The following is a 24,138-nucleotide window of genomic DNA, read 5'->3' as shown; positions in this document are numbered from 1 at the left end:
CCGGAGCTGCAAGGAAAGGCATGCACGATGATTGGCTATACAACCGTTGGTACGAACGACCTGGAAAAATCACGCAGTTTTTATGATGCGCTGCTCGAAACGATTGGCGCTAAGCGGCTGATGCAGCTGGAAGAGGGCTTTACCGGCTATGGCAAGGAAATGGGCGCGCCGATGCTGTGCGTGACGCCGCCGTTCAATGGCGAGCCGGCCTCTGTTGGCAATGGCATGATGGTCGCGCTCGAAGCAGAAAGCCGGGACGAGGTGGATGCACTCCACGCCAAGGCGCTTGAACTGGGCGCGCCCGATGAAGGCGCGCCGGGCATTCGGGAGCCGGAAGAAATGGGATTCTACGCTGCGTATTTCCGCGATCCTGACGGCAACAAGCTCTGCGCCTTCAAGGTCGGCTAACGCTTGATCTTGGCCGGGCCAGGGTGAACTATCGCGCAATGGCTGAACATGATCAAAATGCGGAGAAATGGAGCGCGCAGCTGCTGGCATTGCGCGCGCAGCTGAGCGGCGAGGATGAAGGCGCGGCCGAGTGGCGCAAACCGGTTGAGCTCGATCAGCAGAGCGTCGGGCGCCTTTCGCGCATGGACGCGATGCAACAGCAAGCGATGGCCGATGCCGAAGCCCGCCGGCGCCAGTCCGACATTGCCCGGATCGATGCCGCGCTCAAACGGATCGAAGAGGGCGAATTCGGCTGGTGCCTCACCTGTGGGGAGCTGATCGCCGAGCAGCGGCTCGATATCGATCCGATGGCCACCCAATGCATTTCCTGCGCATCGTGACGCACAGGCGGACAAGCATCTCGACTCGCCTGTCCGCCTGTATCATGATGCATAAAAGACGATCATAGGAGCGGATGAATGAGTGATAGCCGGATCGATGTGGCGATTGTCGGGGCCGGGTTTTCAGGCCTGTATATGCTGCACAAGCTGCGCAAGATGGGGCTCAAGGCGACGATCTTTGAAGCCGGCGATGGCGTAGGTGGCACCTGGTATTGGAACCGCTATCCGGGCGCGCGCTGCGATATTGAGAGCATGGAATATAGCTATAGCTGGTCTGAGGAATTGGAGCAGGACTGGGAATGGTCCGAACGCTATTCGCCCCAGCCCGAAATTCTCGACTATGCCAATCATGTCGCCGATCGGTTCGAACTGCGCGACGATATCCGTTTCTCCACCCGCGTGACCGCTGCCCATTTCGACGAGGAGGCCAATCTCTGGCACGTCACGATCGATAGCGGCGAGACGGTCCAGGCCCGGCATGTCGTAATGGCGACCGGTTGCCTCTCCTCCCCGAACAAGCCCGAATTCGAAGGCGAGGCGGATTTTGAAGGCGAAACCTATCTCACCGGGCTGTGGCCGCATGAAGGGGTCGACTTTAGCGGCAAGCGGGTTGGCGTGATCGGCACCGGATCGAGCGCGATCCAGTCCATCCCGATCATCGCGCGCGAAGCCGATGCGCTGACCGTGTTCCAGCGAACTCCCAATTACGCAATTCCTGCCCATAACCATCCGCTCGATCCCGACTATGCGGCAACGATCAAATCCGAATATCCAGCGATCCGCGAAGAGGCGCGAGACCAGGCCGCTGGCTTTGTCGGCTCCTCGACCGAGCATGACGATCTCGCCATCGAACTTCCCAAGGAGGACGTGCGCGCCGAACTGGAGAAGCGCTGGGCGCGCGGCGGGCTGACCTTCATGGCGAGCTATCCCGATATGGGGATCAGCCTGAAGACCAATGACATTGCGGCCGAGTTTATCCGCGACAAGATCCGCGAACGCGTCGACGATCCGGAAACAGCCGAGCTGCTGTGCCCGCGCGATTATCCGGCCGGGGCCAAACGGATGTGCGTCGACATCGATTATTATGAGACCTTCAACAAAGATCATGTCTCACTGGTCGATATCAATGCGACACCGATTGAACGGATCACTGCCAAGGGCGTGCAGACCAGCGATCAGGAATATGAATTTGACGCGATCGTCTTTGCCACCGGCTTTGACGCGATGACCGGGACGCTCGCCAAGATCGATATTCGCGGTCGCGGCGGTGCGAAGCTGAGCGAGAAATGGGCGGCCGGCCCGCTCACCTATCTCGGATTGATGAGCACCGATTATCCCAACCTGTTCCTGGTGACGGGGCCGCAAAGCCCGTCGGTCATTTCCAACATGATGGTATCGATCGAACAGCATGTCGACTGGATCGCCGATTGCATCGGCGCGGTTGGCGATGGCGTGATCGAACCGATCCAGCAGGCCGAAACCGAATGGGTCGAGCATACCAATATGATCGCCAGCATGACCGTCTATCCCTATGCGAAAAGCTGGTATCTGGGCGACAATATCCCCGGCAAACCGCGCATCTTCATGGCCTATCTTGGCGGCGTTCCGGAATATAGGAAGATCTGCGATGCGGTCATCGAACAGGGCTATGCCGGCTTTGCGCTCAACGGCGTGCCATCCAATGCCAAGGTCGATCCGATGGAGTTCATGGAGGTCGATGAGCGGCTGCTACCGCTGATCGCCGAACGTGAAGCGGCTTAATCTAAATCGGCTAAGCTAACATGAGATCGTCATGCTGAACTTGTTTCAGCATCCACCCATCAATTTGCACCGGCTGTGCCTGTGGCGCGGTGGACCCTGAAACAAGTTCAGGGTGACGATGAAGATTGTGCAAGCCCGCCCGTCAGTCCCGGTTCATGCGGCTGAGCATCATGTATGAGCCGATGTTGAGCGCCGTGTACGCGCCGTAGAAGAAGAGGATCATCGATTGGCCGGCCCGGGCAAACCAGAGCGCGCCGACCAGTATCACGAACTCAACGGCATAGCTGCCCCAGCCGCCACCGAACCGGCGAAGCGTTTGCGCAATTTCAGCGAACACAGGCCCGCGCCCCTCCATCACGCTGCGATGGAAGAAGAAATTGGCGATGCCCATGGCGAATACGGCCCAGATCATGAAGCGATCATAGAGCAAAGCCGGTCTATGCAACAGCCATAGGGCTTAGCGAGCTATAGGGTTGGGCTTATTCCGGGCGCCGTTCATCGAGGATGATGCGCAATTTGGTGAGCGTGGGCAGGATCGCCTTCAGCTCCTTTTTCGTCATCTGTGTCATGAGTTCGCCATAGAGCGGGCCGAGCGCATCAAGGCCGGCCTGTCGCATCGCCCGGCCAGCTTTGGTAATCGCGACGCGGCGGATCCGACGGTCACCGGGATCATGTTTGAGTTCAACAAGCCCCTTGTCTTCGAGCTTGCGGACCGTGGAGGACATGGTCGGCTGGCGCACCTGGAAAGAACTGGCGAGTTCGCCGATCGTCCGCTCGGCGTCCATCCGCAACAGATGATTGAGCACACTATATTGGGCCTGGGTCATCCCGGCAGGCATCACGCTTTCGAACAGCGTGCTCGATAGCTGCGCGATGATGCCGATTTCGGTCATCACCGAATTGCCGATCGGATCGCCTTCGATGCCGGGCCCTTTGGGTGACGTGCGTTTCGCCATCAAGCGTCGACGATCCGGCTGGTCAGCGGCCAGCGCGGCGAAGGCGGTATGGCGGGCGCGACACCGATACGGAATAATCCCTGAACACGGGATGGTGCCTCGATACCCAGATGATCATGGATGCGGGCATATTGCTCGGCCATTTCGGGAAACTCCTGCAACACCTGGCTCAACGGCTGCATCGCCAGCCCAGCGCGTGTAGCAGCGAGCTGAATGCGAAGCCAAGCCGCACCGGTCGTCAGCTGGGTCGTGCGGCTGTTATCGGGCGTCGTCAGCCAGACCATCGACGGGCTCGCGTCGATGAGCGCGGTGTACATGCTGATGCCTTCGGAAAAGGCATAGCTGTTCGGATCGGCCAGTTTCTCCCGCGTGACGATACCCAGATTGCTGGCCGCCTCCATCATCGGGCCATCCATGATTATGCCATCGGGATTGGCCGTCGCCTCAGCCGCTCCGATGCGCATGACATCGATGCTCTCCTGCAAAGTGCGCGGGGTTTCATATTCGATCATCCAGGCATCGGTTGCGATTTGCTTGAGCGCATCGACCGCACCGGGTTCATTGGCCCAGCCCATCGCCACGCCTTCGGGTAGCGTATCCCGCATCAGGCTGAACTGACGGTCCTCGACCGGACTTGGGTCATAATGCTCGCGATTGGTGCGTCGCTCGAGCGCCAACTCAAAGAGCGGATCCTTGGCAATGCCGGGTTCGGCGATCAGCCGGACATCGGCGATCGGACGCGCATCAAGAACCGGCTGTGGCTCGCCCTCGGGAAAGGGCATGATCTCCGCCCGATAGCCTTTTTCGGCAGCCGCCATGCGGAGCTGCTCAAGAAACGCGCCAAAGCCGATTATGATCTGGCGGCACGGCGGATCGGTTTCCGGCAGCATGCGGGAGAGGTCTGCAGTAATGCGCATCGCATCGTCATCGATAAGCTCGATCATCCAGGGCTGTTTGTTATGCGGGTTCGGGGCAAGGATCGCATAGGCCAGGATATCGAGCCGGGTATCGCCAAAGCCTTCTGCCGCGGCATTCCAGGGCTCGATCGCTTCGGCCATGCTTGGCGAAAAAATATCATAAGCGAACAGGCCGCCCCCAATAATGACGGCACTGGCGGCACCGGTAACTAGGACTTGGCGACGGGATGGCATGGCGAATCTCCATTTAGATATATGGCTATAAGATAGGTGTCTATGTATTTTGTCAAGACTATGCCCGGCTTGATGCCAGCTTGATGCCAGCTTGATGTCTGTCGCTATGGTTGCGAGACTATGGCGCGGCCTGACTGTCGACGGGCCAAATCGGGGGGGGCAGCACAGATGTGCAATCATTATCGCAACCAGCCAGACGCGATTGCGCAGATCGAAAGCTGGAAAGAATATGTCAGCCATTTCGACGAGGCACCGGATGAAGATGTCTGGCCACGGCGCAAGGGCATTGTCGGGCGAATCGAAGAGGGCGAGAAAAAACTGGTCGTCTTGCAATGGGGCGTGCCGCTCAAAATGAAGGGCAAGCGGCCGGGCACGACGGTGACCAAACGAATCACTAATGTGCGCAATCTGAAAAGTCCCTTCTGGCGATCAATGTTGACCAATGCGGAGAATCGCTGCGTCGTTCCCTTCACCCAATTTGCCGAACCCAAGCCCAATGCCGGACGCGAGGAGGTCTGGTTCTCGGTCAGCGATGAGCCGGTCTCGGCCTTTGCCGGAATCTGGCGCGAGACCGATGAAGGCCAGGCCTTTGCCTTTCTCACCTGCGAGCCCAATCCGTTGGTCAAACCGATTCACCCCAAGGCGATGCCGGTGATCTTGTTGCCCGAAGATCATGATCGATGGCTGTCGGGAGAACCGGCCGAGGCATTCCAGGAACCATTTCCATCACAGCTGATGCAGATCGTCGACTGATCCGGTTCAAGTAATTTCTGGCCTTCGTGAGACAGGCCATTAAAATTTTTGCGTTCTTGTCCTGTTCTCTTGCAATCTCGCAAGGCCAGTTCGGTCCATGCGTCGCGGCCTGTTCGCACTGTTACGCGAGCGACGAAGCGAATCGTACATAAGACGAATTGAGTCACGCTTTTGGTCTGACCCCCCTTGTGCGTGAGTCGTGGTTAATACACTATGTATAGTGGGTCGGCCGGGGGGCCACGCTACAACTAGTGTCTAAATCGCCATTGGCGACACTGGAATCTGCGCCTCTCTGACCGCGCCCATGTGGATATCGGGGACAAGATCAAATCAGTTCCCGCAAGGCTGCAAAAGGGGTGTAGGACTGAAATTTCCGACTCGAACGAAGTAGGAACATTCCTATATAGGAATGGTGTAAAAAGGGGTATTAGGCTGATGGATCTGGCGAATAACGGCGAAGTCACCGTGGAAGATGTGATGGACGCGATGGATACACCGAAAACGGATGAAAAAGCGGAAGAGGAGCTGACGAGCAAGTCGGTCCGCCCGCAGATGCATCCGATCGTGCAGGATGAATCGCGCGACGCGCTGTTAACCGAGTTCGGCAAGGAAACGCTGAAAGATCGCTACCTGCTTCCCGACGAAAGCTATCAGGACCTGTTTGCGCGCGTCGCCTCGGCCTATGCCGATGATGCGGAACATGCGCAGCGGCTCTATGACTATATCTCCCGCCTCTGGTTCATGCCGGCAACGCCTGTGCTTTCCAATGGCGGTACAGGCCGTGGCCTACCGATCAGCTGCTATCTCAATTCCGTGTCGGACAGCCTGGAAGGCATTGTCGGCACCTGGAACGAAAATGTCTGGCTCGCCTCTCGCGGCGGCGGCATCGGCACCTATTGGGGCAGCGTGCGCGGCATCGGCGAACCGGTTGGCCTGAATGGCAAGACCAGCGGGATCATCCCCTTTGTCCGCGTCATGGATTCGCTGACGCTCGCAATCTCGCAAGGTTCGCTGCGCCGCGGATCGGCCGCCTGCTATCTCGATATCTCGCATCCCGAGATCGAAGAGTTTCTCGAAATCCGCAAACCCTCTGGCGACTTCAATCGCAAGGCGCTGAACCTGCACCATGGCGTGCTGGTCACCGATGAGTTCATGGAAGCGGTGCGCGATGGTTCCGAGTTCGATCTCAAATCGCCCAAGACCGGCGAAGTCCGCGCGACCGTTGATGCGCGCTCGCTGTTCCAGAAGCTGGTCGAAACCCGGCTTGCCACTGGCGAGCCCTATATCGTCTTCAACGACACGGTGAACCGGATGATGCCCAAGCATCAGCGCGATGTGGGCCTCAAGGTTTCAACCTCCAACCTGTGCTCCGAAATCACCCTGCCGACCGGCGTTGACCAGCATGGCAAGGATCGCACGGCGGTCTGCTGCCTGTCATCGCTCAACCTCGAAATGTGGGACGAGTGGAGCGAGGAACCGATGTTCATCGAGGATGTCATGCGCATGCTCGATAATGTGCTGCAGGATTATATCGATCGCGCACCGGACGAGATGGCGCGCGCCAAATATAGCGCCGAGCAGGAACGCTCGGTCGGGCTTGGCGTGATGGGCTATCACAGCTTCCTCCAGGCCCGCGGACTGGGCTTTGAAAGCGCGCTGGCGAAAAGCTGGAACCTCAAAATCTTCAAACATATCCAGACCAAGGCGTCCGAAGCTTCGATGATGCTCGCCAATGAGCGTGGCCCCTGCCCCGATGCAGCGGACCAGGGCGTGATGGAACGGTTCAGCTGCAAGATGGCGATCGCGCCGACCGCGTCGATCAGCATCATTTGCGGTGGCACCAGCGCCTGCATCGAACCGATCCCGGCCAACATCTATACGCACAAGACGCTCTCGGGCAGCTTTGTCGTGAAGAATCCGTATCTGGAAAAACTGCTCCAGGAAAAATCGAAGGACAGCGCCAATGTCTGGAATTCGATCCTCGAACAGGGCGGCAGCGTCCAGCATCTCGATTTCCTGAGCGCGGAAGAAAAAGACAGCTTCAAGACCAGCTTCGAGATTGATCAGCGCTGGCTGCTTGAGCTCGCCGCCGATCGCGCGCCGTACGTAGACCAGGCCCAGAGCCTCAACCTCTTCATCCCCGCCGATGTCGAGAAATGGGATCTGTTGATGCTCCACTTCCGTGCCTGGGAGCTCGGCATCAAGTCGCTCTATTATCTCCGCTCGAAATCCGTGCAGCGCGCGGGCTTTGCCGGCGGTGTGGACGCGGATAATACGCTCGACCCCGCCAAGGTGGAACTCGCGACGGCAGAAACCACCGATTATGACGAGTGCCTGGCGTGCCAGTGAGGGCGCGCACCGAATACCCCCACTCCGTCCGCTCCCGCGCGGCGCTGATGCCGCTCATCCTGCTGCCCCTGCTGCTCACCGCCTGCGCGGCGCAGCAGATCGGCGGCGGCGTAGCGGACACCGCACCGGGCTTTTGGCTCGGCGTGTGGCACGGCTTTATCTTCCCGGTCGCCTGGGTCGTCTCGCTCTTCGTCGAAGAGGTCGCGATCTACGCGGTACCCAATAATGGCGGCTGGTATGACTTTGGCTATTTCGTCGGCATCGTATTTCTCGGCGTCGGCGCGCGAAGCGCGAAGCGATAGAGGCGGCCATGGCAGAACGTCAGTTAGAATATGGGAGCATTGCGGAGATAATCGGCGTGCTGACCAGCGCCCGGTTTCACACAATGAAGTTGTTCAACCTGTTCTGCGTTGGCCTTGGCGTATTGCTGGTCGTCGATAATTATACAGACGGCGTGATGGACGGAATTGTAATCCGCGCCGCATATTCTGGCTTCGCCGCCATGAATATGGTCGCATTCTATCAAAACTTCACAATCCAACGGGCGGCCCATTCGTATCTCGAATCTCAGCAGCTCGATTCTGAGACCGAGGAATTGATCCGCAAACTGAGGCCCGTCAGCAAAATCACAAGCCGGATCGCGTTGATCGCGATATTCCTTGGCGGCTATTTCTTGGTGAACGCCTATCTCAACGCACGAACAGCGAACGCAGCAGTTGCGGCATCGCAAATCCAACCCGCATCATAGGAAAGTAGAATATGTCCCTTCTCGAAGCCCGTAAAACGTACAAGCCGTTCGAATATCCCTGGGCCTATGATTTCTGGAAACGCCAGCAGCAGATTCACTGGATGCCAGAAGAAGTACCGCTGGGCGAGGATTGCCGGGACTGGGCACAGAAGCTCACCGATCATGAGCGCGCGCTCCTCACCCAGATCTTCCGCTTCTTCACCCAGGCTGATGTCGAGGTGCAGGATTGCTATCACGACAAATATGGCCGCGTGTTCAAGCCGACCGAAGTCAAGATGATGCTGACCGCCTTCTCCAATATGGAGACGGTTCACATTGCCGCTTACTCGCACCTGCTCGACACGATCGGCATGCCGGAAAGCGAATATTCGATGTTCCTCGAATATGAGGAGATGAAGGCCAAGCATGATTATCTGAACGAATTTGGCGTCGATACCGATGAGGATATCGCCAAGACGCTCGCCATGTTCGGCGGCTTTACCGAAGGGCTGCAGCTGTTCGCCTCCTTCGCAATGCTGATGAACTTCCCGCGCTTCAACAAGATGAAGGGCATGGGGCAGATCGTCAGCTGGTCGGTCCGCGATGAAAGCCTGCACTGCGAAGGCATCATCAAGATGTTCCACGCCTTTTGCGAAGAACGCGGCTGCCTCACCAAGGCGGTGAAGGAAGACATTATCGATTGCTGCCAGAAAACGGTGCGCCTCGAAGATGCCTTTATCGACCTTGCTTTCTCCGAAGGCCCGGTCCCCGGCATGACGGCCAAGGAGATCAAACGCTATATCCGCTACATCGCCGATTGGCGCCTCGGCCAGCTCGGCCTGCCGGCCGTCTACATGATCGACGACCACCCGCTGCCGTGGTTGGCGCCGCTATTGAACGGCGTCGAACACGCCAACTTCTTTGAGACGCGCGCCACCGAATATTCCAAAGGCGCCACCAAGGGCGACTGGAACCATGTCTGGGACAGCTTCGACGAACGCAAAAAGGGCAAAGCCAACGACGACGAAGGCGAAGACGAGGGCGAAGATATGTTCGGCGAGAAGCCTGGCGTAGCGGCGGAGTAGGGGGTGATTGAATGGCATCGGTCTTTGTCTCATACAGCCATGAAGACGAAGCGCTGAGAGATGAATTTGAAGTCCATCTTTCAATGCTCAAGCGCGACGAAGCTATTTCCGTTTGGCATGATCGAAGGATGTTACCGGGAGACGCGATTGACGATGTAATATCGAGCTATCTTTCGGATGCTGACATTGTCGTTCTACTCGTTAGCCCGCAATTTCTAGACTCTTACTATTGCTATGAAAAAGAGATGTTGGCGGCACTGGATCAGCATGAGAAAGGAATCTCACGAGTAATCGCTGTCATTCTTCGACCATGCGATTGGCAAAGTGCCCCTTTTGCTGGGACGCTGGTCGCGCCAACTGACGGCAAGCCAGTTACAAAATGGCCGAGCTCCGACGACGCGTTCTTAGATGTTGTCCAATCAATTCGCCGGGTGTTGGAAGATCACAAAACCAGTGACCCCCAGCAAGCCGAAGAAATGGATAACCATCAAACCAGCAAAACAAATGATCCCGAACCTCGGTCGTCCAACCTGCGTATAAAATCAGAGTTTTCCGAAGCGGATAAGGACAAGTTTGTCGACGAAAGCTATGATTACATAAAGAAATTTTTTGGCAATTCTCTTGAAGCACTAAAATCCCGTAACGACGAAATTGACTTCCGTATGCGGGAAACCGGGGACGATCGGTTCTCTGCTACATTGTACCGTGGTGGGAAAAAAGTCTCAGAATGCACGATCTATGTAGGGTCAGATCATCGATCTCGCACCATCTCCTATTCAGATCAGGCATCCGGACATTCAAACTCTTACCGTCTTTCAGTTCGTGCCGAAACGGATGATTATAAGATATATCTATCCAGCTCTTTCTCTATGTATCATGATCGCGACAAGAAGCTGAACCCTGAGGGGGCTTCGGAACTGTTCTGGTCGGAATTGATTGAAGACATCCAATAGGGGATAGCTCATGGCTCAGGAAAAGCACTTCCAATGTCTAAACTGCGGCTATCGATTTTCTAAAGAGGTGATGGATCGCGACGAGGCAGATCGTCGCAAGATGAGAATTGTACCGATTCGCTGCCCAAAATGTGGGCGATCGGATTTTCGCGATGACTAAGGAAAAGTCGATCTAACATGCTACCCATCGCTGATCTGAACGCCATCTTGCCTATATCCGCCGAACCCGGCGATTTTCTACATAGGGGATTGAGAGACGATCACAGTATCGGACTGGTCGTCGATTTTCCTTCTGGCCGCACCAGCTTCATTCCATTTGAGCAGGAATATGGCCGCCGGTTTGGGATTCAGGAAATTAGCACGCACATGGAAGCCAGACTCAGGCTACCACAGCCAACGATACTCGTAGACGAAACCGCAGGCATCGCTAACGATTTCGCGCCAGGGTGTCTGTATCAAACAGCAAACGGACCTGTAATAATCGCCGACGCAGGAGGTCCGACCTTACACTTCCTCCTGAACGGTACACAGGTAGATCCGACAGATTTCTCGGTTTTTGTTGGATTCACCCGCTGGTCTCTCACAATTCCCCTACCGTTTGACCAGAGTTTGGAAGTGTATCGCAGCTGGAGCGACTGCTAAAAGCACGACTTTGCTTCAACCTTCATCAGCTAGTGCGAGCTTTCACACCCCCATTCCCTTCCCCCCGTCACCACCCTATCCTCACCCCCATGTTTGGCCGCAGGAAACCCAAGCCCAGATCGTGGAACGGTGTCTCGATTACGCCCGGGGCGATGGTGGAGCTGGCGAAGGAGCCGGGGCCCAATCGGCGGTCGGTGGGGCTCAAGCTGCATGACAATGGCAATCTCGTCATCGATTGCTGCGATGGCGGGCCGCTGGTTGAGGGGATGATGGGCGATGCGGATTATGAGCGGTTTTGCACGGTCGAGGCCGAAGACGTCCCCCGCCTCGCCGCCGCCCTGCTCCACGCCCAGTTCGACGGCGACAGCCAGGCCGTCGACAGCTTCAAAGCCTTTTGCGACGCCTATGGCATCAACGCCCGCATCACGAGTTTTTGAGAACTCCGTTGCCCTGAGCCTGTCGAAGGGCTGCACTTCTCTTCAACGGCCAAGGTAAGAACAACCCTTCGACAGGCTCAGGGTAAGCGGGTGGTGTTTGGGTCGGGGCAAGCGCCCCCTAAACCCGCAATCCCCGCGCCACGCGCTCGACGAAATCCATCGCCTCGTCATCCGATAATTTCAGTGCGCGGCGGGCGTGGGTGAAGGCGCGGTTGGGGTGGTTTTGGAGGAGCAGGGCTTTCACCTCGCGCTCGGCATATTGTTCGGCCGTGTAACAGGCCTCGCTCAGCCGTGCATTTCCGGACGGTGCATCGCGCCGCCATTCGGGTGCGATCTCGCCATCGGTTTCGGCAGGTACCGGTTCGGGCGCGGGTTCGGAGATGGCCGCGACCAATTCCTCGGCCCTCTGCTCCGGCACCGCGACGGGCGGCACGGGATCGGGCGCGCGTTCCTTTGGCGGCGTGATCGTTTTGGGTGCAACCGGTAACGCTGGTTTTCCTGGGGGCCGCTGGCCATATTCGCGCTTGCCGAATTCCCTGGGCGGCGCGATCAGGTCTCCCCGGCCGCTGCGATGACCAAGATAGAGAAACAGCCCGACAAAGCCGCCAACAAGGGCGAGCACAGCCAGGGCAGAGATGGTCATCATGTCCATGCGGACCGGCCTAGCACCGCCCGGTCAAAATCCGGTTAAATGGCCGGGCGGCCTGTCAGCACCAGCTACGCCGGCCATTGCCGTAGGGCCGCGCCAGGCCTTCGCGGATCAGGGTCGGGCCGACCGGATTGCCATCGACATAGACCCGGCGGAGGAGGCGGCCATAGCGGTCCTGGTCCCGGCCATCGCGCTCCAAGGTTACGACGCCGCTGTTGAGCAGGCCATGGAGCCGGCGCTTGGCGGCCTGGCCGAGCCGTTCTTCCTCGGCGCAGCGAGAGGGGGAGAGCTCGGGCGTATCGATGCCCAGCAACCGGATCTTTTCGCCGCGCATCCAGATCGTATCGCCATCGACGACGCAATTGATCCGTTGCCCGATGCCGCAGATCGAGAAACTTATGCGTTCAGCAGCGGCGCTGTCCGCATTGGCCGCACTGGGCGGAGTGACCGCATTGGGCGCAGGGGTCAGGAAGGACTGGGGCGCAGTGTCGACGGTGCGATCGTCCCACCAGCCAAGGCCGACAAAGACAAGGAGGAAAACGCTGGAGAAGACCGCAAGAAACAGGCCGCCCATTTGCCAGTTCGACAGCCCGGCCTTGCGGCGGCGAGCAGGGCGGTCCTGGTGCCCGCCATGCCAGCTGGTGCGCTCGCGATTGCGCGGGCGTGTGCGTTTGAATTTTAGCAGCTTCCCCACAAGCGGCTCCCCCATATGCGCGCCGACTATGTCGCAATCCGCGACAGATTTCGAGGTCGATCCGCCGGTCAGCATTTCTGTCCGATCCGGATGCAGTTCGCGCTGCGAAGACATCCTGCGCACGATATCCTGCTGCCCCCCAGGCAGAGGAACGCCATGCCCTATCGCAGACGCAATTCCAGCGATCAGTGGCACTGGTGCCGCAACTGTCCGCGATGGCCGGAGCGCAATTATAGCAGCCGGCCAAACCGACCGGCCTTTGGGAAGCTCTGCAAGACATGCCGGACCCGCCATCGGCTCGGCGATTGCCAGTAGCGATGCGGTTTTGCGGCTTTGCGCTAAATCAAAGCCGATCGGCTGCTGGCCGCCTAGCATGGCTCCCGACAGACAGATTCAGCAGGAGCCATGCACCGATGACCAATACCGCCAATGCCGCCTCCACCACCGCTTCTCGGACCCGGCTCGAAAGCCAGTTGGCCGAGTTGGAAGCGCGTTTTTCCCATCTTGAGCGCGATCTGGATGAGCCGCTCAATGCGGATTCCTCAGAGCAAGCGGTCGAGATGGAGGATGATCAATCGCTCGAGGCGCAGGCCCTTCTGGTGACGCGGGAGATCGTTTCGGTAAAGCGCGCGCTCGCCCGGATCGAGGATGGCGAATATGGCGTGTGCGTGCGCTGCGGCGGGGATATCAATCCCAAGCGGCTCGATGCCCGGCCGGAAGCGGCGCTCTGCATCCATTGCGCCTCGAAAGAAGGTTAGCCAGCCAAGATACTAACCGCCGAGCGCGTTGGTATAGGTCGCCATGTCGAAATAGTCGCGCCAGGTAGCGATCTTGCCGTCTTCCATTTCGAAGACACCGCAACAGGGCAGATCAATCTCGATATCGCCCACTTTGGTGCGATCCAGCCGCTCGGCGATCACGGTATCGCCCTCACCGATAATGGTGAGGACATCCCAATCGGTTTGCGTCCAGTTGCCGATAAACCCGGCGATGAATTGCTTGAGCGCGGCATGGCCGCTGACCGGGCCGACCGGCATATTGTGATAGGTGCCCGTCTCGGTGAAATAGCCGGTCAGCTCTTCGGCATCGAGGCGCGACCAGGCGGCAATGAAATCTGTGATGATCGCGACATTGTCAGCCATGATAGTCTCTCCGGTTGCAGCGTGGCGCAGGGGATATTGCGCAAAGCCAGTCTATACTGCTATCGGCGCCGTGCATAACCACGACCAGAGTGTTTTATGAAAGAGATTGTAATCCGCTGATGGACGGCCCGGGGCGTGCCCCGGTGACCCGTCGGTTCGCAGCACCCCGCCAGGCGCGATTGCGCGCGGCGGCGCTTTGCTGCGCCTGTCCACCTCAGCAGGGCGCCAAATGTCCGGCGCCGGGGTCACAATTTCCAATGAATATTTCAAAGCATGAGCAGCGCACGCTGCATTTACTCGCCCAAGGCGGGCATATCCGGCACGACCATGAAAGCCGGGAAGACGGCCAACGCGGTCGGATTATCAAGGTCACCTGTTTCACGCGCGAAGGCTATGTGCTTTCCGATTGCACCATGGCGGTGTTCAAAAAGCTGAAGCAGCGGCGCTTGGTGATCAGCCGCGGCGGCAGTCCCTATCGCATTACGCACAAGGGGCTGAAGGCCGTACGGCCGCAGCTGGACAATCGTTAGCCAGAGGTATGATACCGGACCGTACATCCGGTATCGGCCTATCCGCAATTGGCGGCAGATAGTGGCACTCGTCGAATAACCATGGAAAAGTTGGAACGGCTGACGCATCATGCGCTAGCCCGGGGTAAAGAGGAGAGTGGTTATGCGAACGCGCAACTGGATGGCAGCTCTGCTGGCCTGCGGCATTGCCGTGGCTCCTGTAGCGGCTCAGGCGCCTGCAACACCGCCCGAACCCGCGCCGCAAGCAGTGGAGCAGCTCCGCCATGTTATCGGCCTCTGGGATGTCGAGACGGACTTTATCGGCGCGGACGGCGCGGTTACGCAGAGCTTTGTCGGACAGTATCGCTTTGGCTGGGTCGTGAATGACCGGGTGGTCAGCGGGATGAGCACCATCCCGTCGCTCAACCAGGCATCCGGCATCTTGTTCTTCGCCCGGCCTGCCCAGAATGAGATCGAGATGAGTTCAGTCGGTCCCGATGGGCATTTGTGGCGGATGATTGGTCCGGATACGAGCGAGACGCGGACCACGCCGAACACGCCGATGGCCGATGGCACGACGATCATGCTGCGCTTCACGCGCTATGCCGTGGAGCAGAATCGGTTCCAGTCGCGCATGGAGGTATCGACCGATGGCGGCGAAACTTGGCGCGTCGGCAATGAGCAACGTTTTGTGCGGGCTGCTCAAAATTAGGCTGGCAAAGGTGCACATTGTCGCACCTGCAGAACCGATTATCCGGGACTGATACGGTTTTTCGGGCGTTGTCTAAGGTTCATGAAACCAAGCCTGATCTTTCGCGTTGAAGCTGATACAGTCTGCTACAATCCGATTGAAAGGAAGAGAATATGCGTATGCCGATCCTTGCGATAGCTACCGCCGCAATCGCTGGTACGACCGTCGGTGCACTGGCCAGCCCACCTGCCCACGCTCCGGCCTGGGGCCATCGCGCTCAAGCCGCACAGGTCCAGCAGATCCATCACCGCCGCGGCCATCACCGGGGCTATCAAGGTCGGGTGTGGCGCGATGATGATGGCCGCTATCGTTGTCGGCGCGAAGACGGCACTGTCGGACTGCTCATTGGCGGGGTTGCCGGGGCGCTGGTCGGCCGCGAAATTGATGGCGGCCGCGACCGCACTGTCGGCACGATTGTTGGTGGCGCTGCCGGTGCACTTATTGGCCGCGAGATCGATCGTAGCGATTCCCGCTGCGAATAATGTTCGGCCGATCGCTGGCCTAGCCTTTTCCTGCCGCCCAAGTCCGCCTAGACCGGGCGGCGGAGAAAACCGTGGATGCACCGCCAACACAATATCGAGTGATCGAACGCGGGCGAAAGCTCATCGTGCTGGAGACGCAGACCAATCTGCCACCGAAGCAAGCGTGCGATATGCAGCCTGGGCCGCAAGAAACTGCCTCCGCTCTTCCTGTGATGGAGGCGCTGGCGCCCGCTCGCTCCGATCGGCCGCGCTTGCAAGACGAAGGCAATACACCGGCGGACGGTTTTGAAGGATTTTTCGACGGCCGAATGAACAGCAAGGGCGAAGGCCCGTCAGCCGGATCAATTGGCATCGGTGCCGTCATATTTGGCATCGCTGTCGGGGTAATGATCGGCGGCTTCACCGGCTTCCTGTTCACCGCTGCAATAATCATTATCGCCGGCAATGTAGCATTCCGCCGTGCAAAGAAGCGCTAGCTAGGCGACGGGAATCAGGACCTCATTGCGACGCATCGGTCCAGGGATGAAGGGTGAGTTGTAAAAGGCATATTCGGCGTCGCCAGCCGGTTCCAGGCTGTTCGCGGCCATCCATTCGCGCAAGCTCGCTTCATTCTCGGCCAGCATTTCATCATCGGCACTGCCAGAAAATCGTATTGCCGCCACCTTGCGCGCAGGCTGTTCGGCCAGCGTGACCCCGGGTGCTGGTTCTGGAAGATCTGACTTATGCAGCTTGGCCGGCATCACGAAGCGCGTCCGCCATTCGCCATCTGTTACGGCGCGTTCACTCATCACCGGAGACGTCATCGCGATCTTTCGACCCGGACGAGACCGGGCAAATATATAATCCGCAAGCACCCGAAAGCCGTTACCCAGGGCGGTTTCGCGCTGACCCTGTTGGACAGTCTCTGCCATCATCATTGCCGGATAGGCCCGCAATGCAAAACGCCCTTCGTCGATCAGGAGATCATAGTCCGGCTTCTCGCTATTGCGCTCATTGAGATAATAGGCTGCGGCGGCAACCGCGGCCGTGCCCGCCGCAGCGGCGGCAATCCATCGTGCTTTTCCCATAGCACGGCTTCTGGCGCTTTTCGTTTCGGCACGCAAGCGGTGCGCGACAGATCAATAGGCGTTCGCAAAAACTGAATTGCCAGTGAAACCGACCTGAGTCACGCCCGCGCGATTGATTTCCGCGAGAATTTCATCGACGCGCCCATAAGGCGCCTCCGCATGGGCTGCGATTTCGAGACGGGGATAGGCAGGATCAGCCACCATTGCGTCCAATCGATCCCGAAGCGCACTCGCTGGAAGCATCCGACCGTCCCATGACAGTGACCCGGTCGGGCTGATGCCCAAGCTATGGATTGGCGGCGGTGCGCCATCGGCCGGCCCAGGCGGCGGAATGTTGAGCGGTACTTTATGGGTCAGCGCGGGCAATGCGATCAGAAACATGACGAGGAGCACCAGCATCACATCGATGAGCGGCGTTGTGTTCATTTCGCGCATCGGCTCGGTATCGGGTGGAGCAACATATCGTGGCATGATCTTCTCCCTCGTTAGTGTCTTCCTTCGTTCTTTGAATGTAATACTATAACATAACTGTTGTCGGATGGGTAGGCCGAGCGCCTGACGGCTTTGACCTTGACGGCGAAGCTGTCCCGGGCAACGTTCGGGCCATGACAGATGAAAGCTATATCGACCCGAGCCGTCCCAATTTTGAGGCTTTTAAGGCGCTCGATCGCGATCAGCCGGTGGCGATGCTCAATCTTGTGCGATTCCGCGAACACGCAGCCTATCCGGACGATCATGAGCAAGCCGGCAAAGGCCTGTCAGGCGCAGAGGCCTATGCACTCTACGGACAGGATAGCGGCCCGGTCTTTGAGCGGGTCGGCGGGACGGTGATCTGGTCGGGCGAGCCGCAATCAATCTTGATCGGGCCGGAAGACGAACATTGGGACACAGCGTTTGTCGCGCTCTACCCAACAGCGGGTGCATTTCTCGAAATGGTGACCGATCCGGTCTATCAGCAAGCCGTGAAGCACCGCCAGGCGGCGGTCGAAACGTCGCGGCTCATTCGGCACAAACCGCGTGATGCCGGCAAGGGCTTTGGCTAAGCGTTAGATAAATCCGCCGCCGAGCATCAGGCGCAGGCCGCCTACGATCGCCACGACAATGCAGAGATTTCGGCCAAGATTGCTGTCCGACAACATGCCGACAACAAGACCGACAAACGCAACTGGCAGCATCAGCCAATTCACCCATCCCAGCAATGGGATCAGGCCGACCAGGGCCATAACGGCCGCAACGAGCCCGATAAGAAGCGAAACAATGTTGAGCATCCTGACATTCCCTGTCGCTGGTGAAAATCTACTGTATTAACGATATAGGTCACGTCGGTTTGCGCTTCAAGGCGATTGTGCGATAACCGCCCTGTCAGTTGGGGAGGTAAATATGGATCTAAAAGCGACAATCCTGGGAATTTCATTGGTTTCGCTCGCCGCGTGCGGCGGATCGGAGGAAACAGTTTATACCGGACCGGATGGTGAGGAAGTGGTCGTCGAGCGCGGTGGGGATGGGACCACCACCTATCGCAGCGAAGAGGGAGAAACGACCATTACAACCGGTACCCTCGACACAACCGCAGTCGGCGGTGTGCCACCCTATCCCGGCGCCACCTCGCGTGAGGGATTAAACCTCAATACTACGGCCCGCGATGGCGGATCGGGACAGATTTCAAGCTTCCAGACAAATGACAGCCCGGGCGACGTCATCGGCTTTTATCGCAATGCTCTTGAGGGATCAGGCTATTCTATCGCCGCGACCATGGATATGGGCCAAAGCCAGATGCTGGTTGCCGAGCGCGATGACGGCAATGGCGGTGTACAGATTACCGCGACTGTCATTGAAGGGCGCGGTACCAATGTAACCGTGATTGCCGGAGTCGAAGGCTAGAGCCTTTCCAACAGCGTCCCGAAAAGATGGTGAATCTGCAGTAAATTGTTCGCGATTCACCATGTTCGTGCACGCTTTGGTAAGGTTTGGCCGCGAAAATCCGGCGTTTCCGAACAGGAGCTGAGTATCATGGTGGCTAAGCAATTCTCGATGACGGCTGGAGCCATTGCCCTGGCCTTCAGCTTGGCCGCATGTGGCACAGGTGGCACCACCTCCGATACCGATGCAATGGATGAGGCGCTGCTTGGGGAAGCCGATAATAGCGACCCCGCGCTGACCGTTGCGCTGGAAGACCAAATCATGGTCGATCAGGACCTGTCCGGCCAATCCAACCAGAATGCAGCGCTGCCTGGAAATGTAGTAAGCAGCGCGCCTATCCCGGAAACTCTCGATACCATGCAGGATGCACAGGATGCGATCAGCGGCGGGCGGCTCCTGACTGCACCTACGCCGGTTGCCGTTCAGGATGGTAACGGTCGCAGCGCAGCCCAGGGCCAGACCACACAAGGCGCGATGGCGCAGCGACAGGCCGGCGATCCTGCCGTCAACAGCTGCAGCGGCACGATGCAATATGGCATTGAATGGGCCGCAACCCTACCGCGCGCCTTTTCTATCTATTCCGGCGCGGAGGTGATCGAAGCCTCGGGATATAATCAGGATCATTGTCGCATGCGGGTCGTGAGTTTTCGGACCCGCGTACCGATGGAGCATCTGATCAATTGGTATTATACGCGGGCCATCCGATCAGGCTTCTCCGCCGAACATCAGCTGCGTCATGACAATAATGTGCTCGGCGGATTTCGCGAACGCGATGAAGCGGCTTTCTATCTGGTCTTTGCGCCGCTGCGCGGTGGCGGCACGACCGTGGACGTGGTCGTCAGCAACGGAACTTAAGCAGCCGCAGCGGCTAGCCCAATCCGCCCGACTCCGGTAGAGGGCGGCGATGCCCCATCTTCTTATCGTCATGGCGGGCGGCGCCATTGGTGCAGGATTACGCTTCCTGCTTGGCCGATGGACATTGCATCAGTTTGGACCGGCATTCCCCTGGGGCACCTTGACCGCCAATATTATTGGCGGGCTGGCAATGGGGGTTTTGGCCGGATTGCTTGCCCGCTTCGGCAGTGGCGCAGAAGGGTGGCGATTGTTCCTGGGTGTTGGAATCCTCGGCGGCTTTACGACCTTTTCGGCGTTCAGCCTTGAAACCGTGAATATGATTGAACGCGGTGCGATCGGCACTGCAGGCGCTTATGCACTGGTCTCGGTTGTTGCATCGGTCTTCGCATTGTTTGTCGGGCTTTGGATTGTCAGGGTGGCCGCATGACCAAGACGTTCAGCGATAATGTGCGCCAGTTTACGGTCGATGCAGAGGATGACGGGATCCGGCTCGACCGCTGGTTCAAGCGCAACTTGCCCGATGCGACCTTCAACATCGTCTCGCGCTGGTCGCGCACCGGTCAGCTTCGGTTGGACGGCAAGCGCGCCGCTCCGGGCGACCGGATCGAGACGGGGCAAGTCATCCGCGTCCCCCCAGCCGAAGCGCCCAAATCGCAACGCCCCAAAAAGGAACGCCCACCGCTGAGCCAGGATCAGATCGACTATGCGCGGACGCTGGATTTCCACCGCGACAAGAGCGCGTTGGTGATCAACAAGCCGCCGGGCCTCGCAACGCAAGGTGGCACCAAGACCAAGGATCATGTCGACGGGCTTCTCGACGCGCTACAATATGAAGCCGATGGACGCCCCAAGCTGGTTCACCGGCTCGACAAGGATACCAGCGGCGTACTGCTCGTCGCGCGAACACCGCGCGCTGCCGCCTTTTTCTCCAAGACATTCTCATCGCGCCGCGCAACCAAGATTTACTGGGCGATCGTAATGGGCGTGCCTGAAATCGAGGACGGGGTAATCGATCTGCCGCTCGCCAAGCAGCCGGGAACCGGTGGCGAGAAAATGCACGTCTTCGATGAAGGCCAGCCGTCCAAGACCCGCTACCAGGTTATCGAACGCGCCGGAAACCGGGCAGCGTTCGTCGCGCTCCAGCCCTATACCGGGCGGACGCACCAGCTGCGTGTCCATATGGCAGCGATCGGCCATCCGATTGTCGGCGACGGCAAATATGGCGGCGCTGATGCTTTCCTGACCGGCGGGATCAGTCGCAAGCTCCATCTCCACGCGCGCCGCCTGCGCCTGCCCCATCCGGACGGTAAGCAGCTTGATGTAACCGCAGAACTTCCAGAGCATTTCGCGAACAGCCTCGACGCGCTGGGCTTTTCACCGGAGCTGGGCGACGCAGCCTTTGCCGAAGATCCGCCCGAGGATCCCAAACAGGCTCAGAAACGCGCCGCGAAAGCCCATGCCAAGGACCGCCGGAGAGCACGCCGTGGCGAACGACGGTCGCGCGGAGACCGTGGCCGCAAATGAGCAATCGGCTGGCCATCTTCGATTGCGACGGAACACTCGTCGACAGCCAGGCCAACATATGCATGGCCATGGAGAGTGCATTTGAACGCGCTGGACTGACGCCGCCACTCCGGGAGCAGACCCGCCGCGTGGTCGGTCTGAGTCTCGTCGAAGCGATGCAAAATCTGCTGCCCGATGCCGATCATGATCGCCATCAATCGTTGGCCGAGGATTATAAGGATGCGTTTTTTGAGATGCGCACCGCGGGCAGTGTCCATGAGCCGCTTTATGACGGCATTGGCGAAGTCATTTCGACGCTCGATAGCGAGGGCTGGTTATTGGGTGTCGCCACCGGCAAATCTGATCGCGGGCTGAAATTCGTACTCGAAGCACATGACCTCACCGATCGTTTTGTCACCCTGCACACCGCCGACAGGCATCCCTCCAAACCCCATCCCGCCATGCTGGAGGCCTGTATGGCCGAGGCCGGTGCAACCGCCGCATCCAGTGCCATGATCGGCGACACCACCTTCGATATGGCTATGGCGCGATCTGCGGACATGTTGGCGGTTGGAGTATCCTGGGGCTATCATGACGCGCATGAGCTGGAAGCAGCCGGCGCCGATATCGTCATCGACCGGCCGATCGATATACCGGCCGTGCTGAAGGAACTGTCATGACCCCCGAAGATCGCGAACGCCTGGCCAAATCGCGTTTCCAGACCCTGCAATTGCTGCGCTTTACCGGGATCATCGTGATGATCATTGGCATGTGGGTATGGGGCGGAGATATCCTGCGCGAAGGCGGTTGGCCGATGCTCGGCATCCCGCTATTCGCATTCGGCCTGTTCGAAGCCTTGGTGCTGCCAACAATCCTGGCCCAGCGATGGAAGAGCCCGCCTGAAGAATGAAGAGATTCTATGAGAATGCCGATGCAACGCGCAGCAGCGATGGCTGGACCGTGGCCCTTGACGGCCGGACGGTAAAAACACCCGCCCGCAAATCGCTGGCGGTGCCGGCGCGCAAGCTGGCCGATGCCATTGCTGCTGAATGGGCGGGGCAGGAAGAAAAAATCGATCCAGCGGCTATGCCGCTCACCGGCCTTGCCAATGCGGCCATCGATCGCGTGCATCCGAACCACCAGAGCTTTGCGGCCGAACTCGCCGAATATGGCGAGACTGATCTCCTCTGCTATCGCGCGGACAGCCCGACCGAACTGGTCGCCAGGCAATGCGCGGCCTGGGATCCGTTGCTCGAATGGGCGCAGAAACGCTTCGATATCGGGTTCGAGACAACAACCGGCATCGTCCATCGGCCTCAACCGGCACCGACCGTCGAACGACTGCGCGCGGCGACCGAAATCTACGGCCCCTTCCACCTCGCCGGGCTTTCTCCGATCGTGCGCATTGGCGGTTCGCTGGTCGCGGCTCTCGCACTGGTCGAGAACGCCTTTGACGAGGATGTGATCTGGTCAGCAACGCGAATCGACGAAGACTGGCAGGCGAGCCAATGGGGCGAGGACGAAGACGCCATCGCCACCCGCGACGCACGCCGACGCGAGTTCAGTGCCGGCATGCGCTTCATCCGGTTGCTCGAAGCCGGAGATTAGCCCGGCACGGGCGTGCTGCCGCTACTCCTCTCCGAAGCGATCGTCGCTGTCGACATCTTTGGGCAGGAACCAGCGCGCGATGATCGCACCAGCGACCACATACATGATAGTGTTGGCGACAAAGCGGTAGATGTGGTGCGTCCAATCCTGGTGATACCAGATCGGATCGCTCAGCAAGGTGAAAGCCGACACCGACAAGGCAAACAATATCGTGATCGACAGCCGCGCGCCGAAATCGCGCACATGGCCCGCCAGCGAATAGAGCGCCGCACCAAGCAACAGCGCAACGAACAGCATATGGACAAATCCGCTGACCAACGCGCCGGTATCGCCGATCGCAAAGCCGTTGGGATTATAATGGACCATGGCGATCGGACCGCGCGCATAGAGCTCGCTTTGCGATGCCGAGACCGAGGGTTCGGGGATGGCATAAGTCCCCGCGCCATCAGCCGGCATGTTCGCCGCCAGCGCCGTTTGCACCGCAGCGGCTTCGGCGTCACCAAGCCCGCCCAGATGAATATTGGACAGCGGTGTTGCGAAGAAAATGAACCCCAGAAGGAACATGGCGATCGCCGCAACGAATGCCCCTGGAATGACTTTGAACATGAATGACCTCCCCTGATCTGGAGGCGAAGCTAGGCCGGTCGTGACGCGATGAAAAGCCCGGGTCCTTGTCTATCCGATCAGCGTCCGGACAAAATCGACCAGCCCGGTGCGGCGGTTACGGCGCAACCGTTCGGATTGGAGGATGCCTTTGGCCCGCTCGGCGCAGACATCCGCATCGTCATTCACGAGCACATAATCATATTCCGCCCAATGGCTGATCTCGGCCGCCGCCCGCTCCATCCGGCCAGCGATTACTTCGTCGCTATCGGTGCCGCGCCCGCGCAGTCGGCGTTCCAGTTCGTCCATTGATGGCGGCAGTATGAAGACCCGTACGATATCGGGATCGACCTGTTTGAGTTGCTGCGTGCCCTGCCAGTCAATGTCGAGCAACACATCGCGCCCGTCATCTAGTTTGCGCGTCACCTGAGATTTCAGCGTTCCATAGCGGCGATCGAAAACATGCGCCCATTCGAGGAAGGCATCATCGGCGACCAGCCGGTCAAACTCGTCATTGTCGACAAAGTGATAATGCTCGCCATCCGTTTCGCCGTCGCGGATCGGCCGCGTCGTAGCGGACACGGACAGCGAAATCTCTGAATCGCCCTCCAACAGCATGCGCGCGATGGTGGACTTGCCCGCGCCACTCGGCGATGAAAGGACATAAAGGAGCCCGCGGCGCTGCAGCTGTATCGGATCGGCCATGGGACCGGTTCGCGCAAGCGCGCCTGAAGGTCAAGATGGGAGGGGGAT

At 58.8% G+C, this 24,138-nt stretch carries 34 protein-coding genes; 23 read left to right on the top strand and 11 right to left on the bottom strand.

Annotated elements, in window-relative coordinates:
• The first annotated feature begins 27 nt into the window (after positions 1-27).
• The 3 genes from HFP51_RS12185 (at position 28) to HFP51_RS12175 (ending at position 2,549) form a co-directional block, all read left to right on the top strand.
• Positions 28-408, top strand: a complete 381-nt coding sequence (locus tag HFP51_RS12185) for a VOC family protein (protein WP_176875995.1) — start codon at positions 28-30, stop codon at positions 406-408.
• A gap of 38 nt (positions 409-446) precedes the next feature.
• A complete protein-coding gene (locus HFP51_RS12180) occupies positions 447-788 on the top strand; it encodes a TraR/DksA C4-type zinc finger protein (RefSeq protein WP_176875994.1) in 342 nt (113 codons plus the stop codon).
• 78 nt (positions 789-866) lie between these two features.
• A complete protein-coding gene (locus HFP51_RS12175; RefSeq protein ID WP_176875993.1) occupies positions 867-2,549 on the top strand; it encodes an NAD(P)/FAD-dependent oxidoreductase in 1,683 nt (560 codons plus the stop codon).
• Positions 2,550-2,691: 142 nt separating this feature from the next.
• Here HFP51_RS12175 and HFP51_RS12170 read toward each other — a convergent pair whose 3' ends face one another.
• The 3 genes from HFP51_RS12170 to HFP51_RS12160 are packed head-to-tail and all read right to left on the bottom strand — an operon-like array spanning position 2,692 to position 4,656.
• The gene (locus tag HFP51_RS12170; protein ID WP_176875992.1) at positions 2,692-2,994 is read right to left on the bottom strand and encodes a hypothetical protein; all 303 of its coding nucleotides are present in this window, start codon (positions 2,992-2,994) and stop codon (positions 2,692-2,694) included.
• A gap of 34 nt (positions 2,995-3,028) precedes the next feature.
• A complete protein-coding gene (locus HFP51_RS12165) occupies positions 3,029-3,505 on the bottom strand; it encodes a MarR family winged helix-turn-helix transcriptional regulator (protein WP_176875991.1) in 477 nt (158 codons plus the stop codon).
• Complete coding sequence (locus HFP51_RS12160) at positions 3,505-4,656, bottom strand: nitroreductase family protein (RefSeq protein WP_176875990.1); 1,152 nt, start codon at positions 4,654-4,656, stop codon at positions 3,505-3,507. The genes HFP51_RS12165 and HFP51_RS12160 overlap by 1 nt, the downstream gene beginning before the upstream one ends.
• 168 nt (positions 4,657-4,824) lie before the next feature.
• Here HFP51_RS12160 and HFP51_RS12155 point away from each other — a divergent pair, with 168 nt between their 5' ends.
• The 7 genes from HFP51_RS12155 (at position 4,825) to HFP51_RS12125 (ending at position 11,602) form a co-directional block, all read left to right on the top strand.
• A complete protein-coding gene (locus HFP51_RS12155) occupies positions 4,825-5,409 on the top strand; it encodes an SOS response-associated peptidase family protein (protein ID WP_176875989.1) in 585 nt (194 codons plus the stop codon).
• A 435-nt stretch (positions 5,410-5,844) separates the two neighbouring features.
• Positions 5,845-7,758, top strand: coding sequence for a ribonucleoside-diphosphate reductase subunit alpha (locus HFP51_RS12150; RefSeq protein WP_176875988.1), 1,914 nt, complete (start codon positions 5,845-5,847; stop codon positions 7,756-7,758).
• A 47-nt stretch (positions 7,759-7,805) separates the two neighbouring features.
• The gene (locus tag HFP51_RS12145) at positions 7,806-8,060 is read left to right on the top strand and encodes a hypothetical protein (RefSeq protein WP_176875987.1); all 255 of its coding nucleotides are present in this window, start codon (positions 7,806-7,808) and stop codon (positions 8,058-8,060) included.
• A gap of 8 nt (positions 8,061-8,068) precedes the next feature.
• The gene (locus tag HFP51_RS12140) at positions 8,069-8,506 is read left to right on the top strand and encodes a hypothetical protein (RefSeq protein WP_176875986.1); all 438 of its coding nucleotides are present in this window, start codon (positions 8,069-8,071) and stop codon (positions 8,504-8,506) included.
• Between the two features lie 11 nt (positions 8,507-8,517).
• Positions 8,518-9,570, top strand: coding sequence for a ribonucleotide-diphosphate reductase subunit beta (locus tag HFP51_RS12135; protein WP_176875985.1), 1,053 nt, complete (start codon positions 8,518-8,520; stop codon positions 9,568-9,570).
• 11 nt (positions 9,571-9,581) lie between these two features.
• Positions 9,582-10,523, top strand: a complete 942-nt coding sequence (locus HFP51_RS12130; RefSeq protein ID WP_176875984.1) for a toll/interleukin-1 receptor domain-containing protein — start codon at positions 9,582-9,584, stop codon at positions 10,521-10,523.
• A gap of 731 nt (positions 10,524-11,254) precedes the next feature.
• Positions 11,255-11,602: a hypothetical protein gene (locus HFP51_RS12125; RefSeq protein ID WP_176875983.1), complete on the top strand. Its 348-nt coding sequence runs from the start codon at positions 11,255-11,257 to the stop codon at positions 11,600-11,602.
• A 118-nt stretch (positions 11,603-11,720) separates the two neighbouring features.
• Here the strand turns inward: HFP51_RS12125 and HFP51_RS12120 are convergent, their stop codons facing one another.
• Together HFP51_RS12120 and HFP51_RS12115 are read right to left on the bottom strand one after the other, a co-directional pair.
• The gene (locus HFP51_RS12120) at positions 11,721-12,254 is read right to left on the bottom strand and encodes a hypothetical protein (RefSeq protein ID WP_176875982.1); all 534 of its coding nucleotides are present in this window, start codon (positions 12,252-12,254) and stop codon (positions 11,721-11,723) included.
• 55 nt (positions 12,255-12,309) lie between these two features.
• Positions 12,310-13,059 (bottom strand): thermonuclease family protein, encoded by a 750-nt coding sequence (locus HFP51_RS12115; RefSeq protein WP_255454660.1) that lies wholly within the window; start codon positions 13,057-13,059, stop codon positions 12,310-12,312.
• A 299-nt stretch (positions 13,060-13,358) separates the two neighbouring features.
• Between HFP51_RS12115 and HFP51_RS12110 the strand changes: the two genes are divergently transcribed.
• The gene (locus HFP51_RS12110; protein WP_176875981.1) at positions 13,359-13,703 is read left to right on the top strand and encodes a TraR/DksA family transcriptional regulator; all 345 of its coding nucleotides are present in this window, start codon (positions 13,359-13,361) and stop codon (positions 13,701-13,703) included.
• Positions 13,704-13,715: 12 nt separating this feature from the next.
• Here HFP51_RS12110 and HFP51_RS12105 read toward each other — a convergent pair whose 3' ends face one another.
• Positions 13,716-14,087, bottom strand: a complete 372-nt coding sequence (locus HFP51_RS12105; protein ID WP_176875980.1) for a limonene-1,2-epoxide hydrolase family protein — start codon at positions 14,085-14,087, stop codon at positions 13,716-13,718.
• Between the two features lie 257 nt (positions 14,088-14,344).
• Here HFP51_RS12105 and HFP51_RS12100 point away from each other — a divergent pair, with 257 nt between their 5' ends.
• The 4 genes from HFP51_RS12100 to HFP51_RS12085 all read left to right on the top strand — a co-directional run bounded on the left by HFP51_RS12100 (position 14,345) and on the right by HFP51_RS12085 (position 16,305).
• Complete coding sequence (locus HFP51_RS12100; RefSeq protein WP_176875979.1) at positions 14,345-14,617, top strand: YjhX family toxin; 273 nt, start codon at positions 14,345-14,347, stop codon at positions 14,615-14,617.
• A 142-nt stretch (positions 14,618-14,759) separates the two neighbouring features.
• Positions 14,760-15,308, top strand: coding sequence for a hypothetical protein (locus HFP51_RS12095; protein WP_176875978.1), 549 nt, complete (start codon positions 14,760-14,762; stop codon positions 15,306-15,308).
• A 152-nt stretch (positions 15,309-15,460) separates the two neighbouring features.
• Positions 15,461-15,829 carry a glycine zipper 2TM domain-containing protein gene (locus tag HFP51_RS12090; protein ID WP_255454659.1) on the top strand — a complete coding sequence of 123 codons (369 nt, stop codon included), beginning with the start codon at positions 15,461-15,463 and terminating at the stop codon, positions 15,827-15,829.
• A gap of 71 nt (positions 15,830-15,900) precedes the next feature.
• Positions 15,901-16,305, top strand: a complete 405-nt coding sequence (locus HFP51_RS12085; RefSeq protein WP_176875977.1) for a hypothetical protein — start codon at positions 15,901-15,903, stop codon at positions 16,303-16,305.
• Here the strand turns inward: HFP51_RS12085 and HFP51_RS12080 are convergent, their stop codons facing one another.
• Entirely contained in the window at positions 16,306-16,896 is a 591-nt protein-coding gene (locus tag HFP51_RS12080; protein ID WP_176875976.1) for a heme-binding protein, read from the bottom strand.
• Between the two features lie 51 nt (positions 16,897-16,947).
• The gene (locus HFP51_RS12075) at positions 16,948-17,367 is read right to left on the bottom strand and encodes a biopolymer transporter ExbD (protein ID WP_176875975.1); all 420 of its coding nucleotides are present in this window, start codon (positions 17,365-17,367) and stop codon (positions 16,948-16,950) included.
• A 134-nt stretch (positions 17,368-17,501) separates the two neighbouring features.
• On the opposite strand from HFP51_RS12075, the gene HFP51_RS12070 reads away from it, so the two are divergent.
• Positions 17,502-17,939, top strand: a complete 438-nt coding sequence (locus HFP51_RS12070) for a DUF1330 domain-containing protein (RefSeq protein WP_176875974.1) — start codon at positions 17,502-17,504, stop codon at positions 17,937-17,939.
• A 3-nt stretch (positions 17,940-17,942) separates the two neighbouring features.
• On the opposite strand, the gene HFP51_RS12065 is transcribed toward HFP51_RS12070, so the two are convergent.
• Positions 17,943-18,164, bottom strand: coding sequence for a hypothetical protein (locus HFP51_RS12065; protein WP_176875973.1), 222 nt, complete (start codon positions 18,162-18,164; stop codon positions 17,943-17,945).
• A gap of 112 nt (positions 18,165-18,276) precedes the next feature.
• Here HFP51_RS12065 and HFP51_RS12060 point away from each other — a divergent pair, with 112 nt between their 5' ends.
• From HFP51_RS12060 to HFP51_RS12030, 7 genes are all read left to right on the top strand, one after another.
• Positions 18,277-18,777 (top strand): hypothetical protein, encoded by a 501-nt coding sequence (locus tag HFP51_RS12060; RefSeq protein ID WP_176875972.1) that lies wholly within the window; start codon positions 18,277-18,279, stop codon positions 18,775-18,777.
• 129 nt (positions 18,778-18,906) lie between these two features.
• A complete protein-coding gene (locus tag HFP51_RS12055; protein WP_176875971.1) occupies positions 18,907-19,671 on the top strand; it encodes a hypothetical protein in 765 nt (254 codons plus the stop codon).
• A gap of 49 nt (positions 19,672-19,720) precedes the next feature.
• Complete coding sequence (crcB, locus tag HFP51_RS12050; RefSeq protein ID WP_176875970.1) at positions 19,721-20,098, top strand: fluoride efflux transporter CrcB; 378 nt, start codon at positions 19,721-19,723, stop codon at positions 20,096-20,098.
• The gene (locus HFP51_RS12045) at positions 20,095-21,195 is read left to right on the top strand and encodes an RluA family pseudouridine synthase (RefSeq protein WP_176875969.1); all 1,101 of its coding nucleotides are present in this window, start codon (positions 20,095-20,097) and stop codon (positions 21,193-21,195) included. Before crcB ends, HFP51_RS12045 begins: the two co-directional genes overlap by 4 nt.
• The gene (locus HFP51_RS12040) at positions 21,192-21,854 is read left to right on the top strand and encodes an HAD-IA family hydrolase (RefSeq protein WP_176875968.1); all 663 of its coding nucleotides are present in this window, start codon (positions 21,192-21,194) and stop codon (positions 21,852-21,854) included. Before HFP51_RS12045 ends, HFP51_RS12040 begins: the two co-directional genes overlap by 4 nt.
• On the top strand, positions 21,851-22,084 hold the full coding sequence (locus HFP51_RS12035) for a hypothetical protein (protein WP_176875967.1): 234 nt from the start codon (positions 21,851-21,853) through the stop codon (positions 22,082-22,084). The genes HFP51_RS12040 and HFP51_RS12035 overlap by 4 nt, the downstream gene beginning before the upstream one ends.
• Positions 22,081-22,782: an ATP12 family chaperone protein gene (locus tag HFP51_RS12030; protein ID WP_176875966.1), complete on the top strand. Its 702-nt coding sequence runs from the start codon at positions 22,081-22,083 to the stop codon at positions 22,780-22,782. Before HFP51_RS12035 ends, HFP51_RS12030 begins: the two co-directional genes overlap by 4 nt.
• A 21-nt stretch (positions 22,783-22,803) precedes the next feature.
• Here HFP51_RS12030 and HFP51_RS12025 read toward each other — a convergent pair whose 3' ends face one another.
• A complete protein-coding gene (locus HFP51_RS12025) occupies positions 22,804-23,388 on the bottom strand; it encodes a hypothetical protein (RefSeq protein ID WP_176875965.1) in 585 nt (194 codons plus the stop codon).
• 69 nt (positions 23,389-23,457) lie between these two features.
• Positions 23,458-24,090 carry a guanylate kinase gene (gene gmk, locus HFP51_RS12020; RefSeq protein WP_176875964.1) on the bottom strand — a complete coding sequence of 211 codons (633 nt, stop codon included), beginning with the start codon at positions 24,088-24,090 and terminating at the stop codon, positions 23,458-23,460.
• Positions 24,091-24,138: the final 48 nt, after the last annotated feature.

Source organism: Parasphingopyxis sp. CP4, assembly GCF_013378055.1.
Lineage (GTDB): Bacteria > Pseudomonadota > Alphaproteobacteria > Sphingomonadales > Sphingomonadaceae > Parasphingopyxis.
The sequence above is the reverse complement of the archived record's forward strand: the minus strand, read 5'-3'. Positions and strand labels throughout refer to the sequence as shown.

Bases quoted from the DNA above. Each gene is read 5' to 3' on its own strand.
- HFP51_RS12185 (WP_176875995.1), top strand. From the start codon at position 28: ATGATTGGCTATACAACCGTTGGTACGAACGACCTGGAAAAATCACGC.
- HFP51_RS12080 (WP_176875976.1), bottom strand. From the start codon at position 16,896: ATGGGAAAAGCACGATGGATTGCCGCCGCTGCGGCGGGCACGGCCGCG.
- HFP51_RS12070 (WP_176875974.1), top strand. From the start codon at position 17,502: ATGACAGATGAAAGCTATATCGACCCGAGCCGTCCCAATTTTGAGGCT.
- HFP51_RS12175 (WP_176875993.1), top strand. From the start codon at position 867: ATGAGTGATAGCCGGATCGATGTGGCGATTGTCGGGGCCGGGTTTTCA.
- HFP51_RS12040 (WP_176875968.1), top strand. From the start codon at position 21,192: ATGAGCAATCGGCTGGCCATCTTCGATTGCGACGGAACACTCGTCGAC.
- HFP51_RS12115 (WP_255454660.1), bottom strand. From the start codon at position 13,059: ATGTCTTCGCAGCGCGAACTGCATCCGGATCGGACAGAAATGCTGACC.
- HFP51_RS12030 (WP_176875966.1), top strand. From the start codon at position 22,081: ATGAAGAGATTCTATGAGAATGCCGATGCAACGCGCAGCAGCGATGGC.
- HFP51_RS12100 (WP_176875979.1), top strand. From the start codon at position 14,345: ATGAATATTTCAAAGCATGAGCAGCGCACGCTGCATTTACTCGCCCAA.
- HFP51_RS12095 (WP_176875978.1), top strand. From the start codon at position 14,760: ATGCGAACGCGCAACTGGATGGCAGCTCTGCTGGCCTGCGGCATTGCC.
- HFP51_RS12055 (WP_176875971.1), top strand. From the start codon at position 18,907: ATGGTGGCTAAGCAATTCTCGATGACGGCTGGAGCCATTGCCCTGGCC.
- HFP51_RS12130 (WP_176875984.1), top strand. From the start codon at position 9,582: ATGGCATCGGTCTTTGTCTCATACAGCCATGAAGACGAAGCGCTGAGA.
- HFP51_RS12155 (WP_176875989.1), top strand. From the start codon at position 4,825: ATGTGCAATCATTATCGCAACCAGCCAGACGCGATTGCGCAGATCGAA.
- HFP51_RS12035 (WP_176875967.1), top strand. From the start codon at position 21,851: ATGACCCCCGAAGATCGCGAACGCCTGGCCAAATCGCGTTTCCAGACC.
- HFP51_RS12135 (WP_176875985.1), top strand. From the start codon at position 8,518: ATGTCCCTTCTCGAAGCCCGTAAAACGTACAAGCCGTTCGAATATCCC.
- HFP51_RS12045 (WP_176875969.1), top strand. From the start codon at position 20,095: ATGACCAAGACGTTCAGCGATAATGTGCGCCAGTTTACGGTCGATGCA.
- HFP51_RS12110 (WP_176875981.1), top strand. From the start codon at position 13,359: ATGACCAATACCGCCAATGCCGCCTCCACCACCGCTTCTCGGACCCGG.
- gmk (WP_176875964.1), bottom strand. From the start codon at position 24,090: ATGGCCGATCCGATACAGCTGCAGCGCCGCGGGCTCCTTTATGTCCTT.
- HFP51_RS12160 (WP_176875990.1), bottom strand. From the start codon at position 4,656: ATGCCATCCCGTCGCCAAGTCCTAGTTACCGGTGCCGCCAGTGCCGTC.
- HFP51_RS12180 (WP_176875994.1), top strand. From the start codon at position 447: ATGGCTGAACATGATCAAAATGCGGAGAAATGGAGCGCGCAGCTGCTG.
- HFP51_RS12150 (WP_176875988.1), top strand. From the start codon at position 5,845: ATGGATCTGGCGAATAACGGCGAAGTCACCGTGGAAGATGTGATGGAC.
- HFP51_RS12060 (WP_176875972.1), top strand. From the start codon at position 18,277: ATGGATCTAAAAGCGACAATCCTGGGAATTTCATTGGTTTCGCTCGCC.
- crcB (WP_176875970.1), top strand. From the start codon at position 19,721: ATGCCCCATCTTCTTATCGTCATGGCGGGCGGCGCCATTGGTGCAGGA.
- HFP51_RS12165 (WP_176875991.1), bottom strand. From the start codon at position 3,505: ATGGCGAAACGCACGTCACCCAAAGGGCCCGGCATCGAAGGCGATCCG.
- HFP51_RS12140 (WP_176875986.1), top strand. From the start codon at position 8,069: ATGGCAGAACGTCAGTTAGAATATGGGAGCATTGCGGAGATAATCGGC.
- HFP51_RS12125 (WP_176875983.1), top strand. From the start codon at position 11,255: ATGTTTGGCCGCAGGAAACCCAAGCCCAGATCGTGGAACGGTGTCTCG.
- HFP51_RS12090 (WP_255454659.1), top strand. From the start codon at position 15,461: ATGCGTATGCCGATCCTTGCGATAGCTACCGCCGCAATCGCTGGTACG.
- HFP51_RS12065 (WP_176875973.1), bottom strand. From the start codon at position 18,164: ATGCTCAACATTGTTTCGCTTCTTATCGGGCTCGTTGCGGCCGTTATG.
- HFP51_RS12025 (WP_176875965.1), bottom strand. From the start codon at position 23,388: ATGTTCAAAGTCATTCCAGGGGCATTCGTTGCGGCGATCGCCATGTTC.
- HFP51_RS12075 (WP_176875975.1), bottom strand. From the start codon at position 17,367: ATGCCACGATATGTTGCTCCACCCGATACCGAGCCGATGCGCGAAATG.
- HFP51_RS12145 (WP_176875987.1), top strand. From the start codon at position 7,806: ATGCCGCTCATCCTGCTGCCCCTGCTGCTCACCGCCTGCGCGGCGCAG.
- HFP51_RS12105 (WP_176875980.1), bottom strand. From the start codon at position 14,087: ATGGCTGACAATGTCGCGATCATCACAGATTTCATTGCCGCCTGGTCG.
- HFP51_RS12120 (WP_176875982.1), bottom strand. From the start codon at position 12,254: ATGGACATGATGACCATCTCTGCCCTGGCTGTGCTCGCCCTTGTTGGC.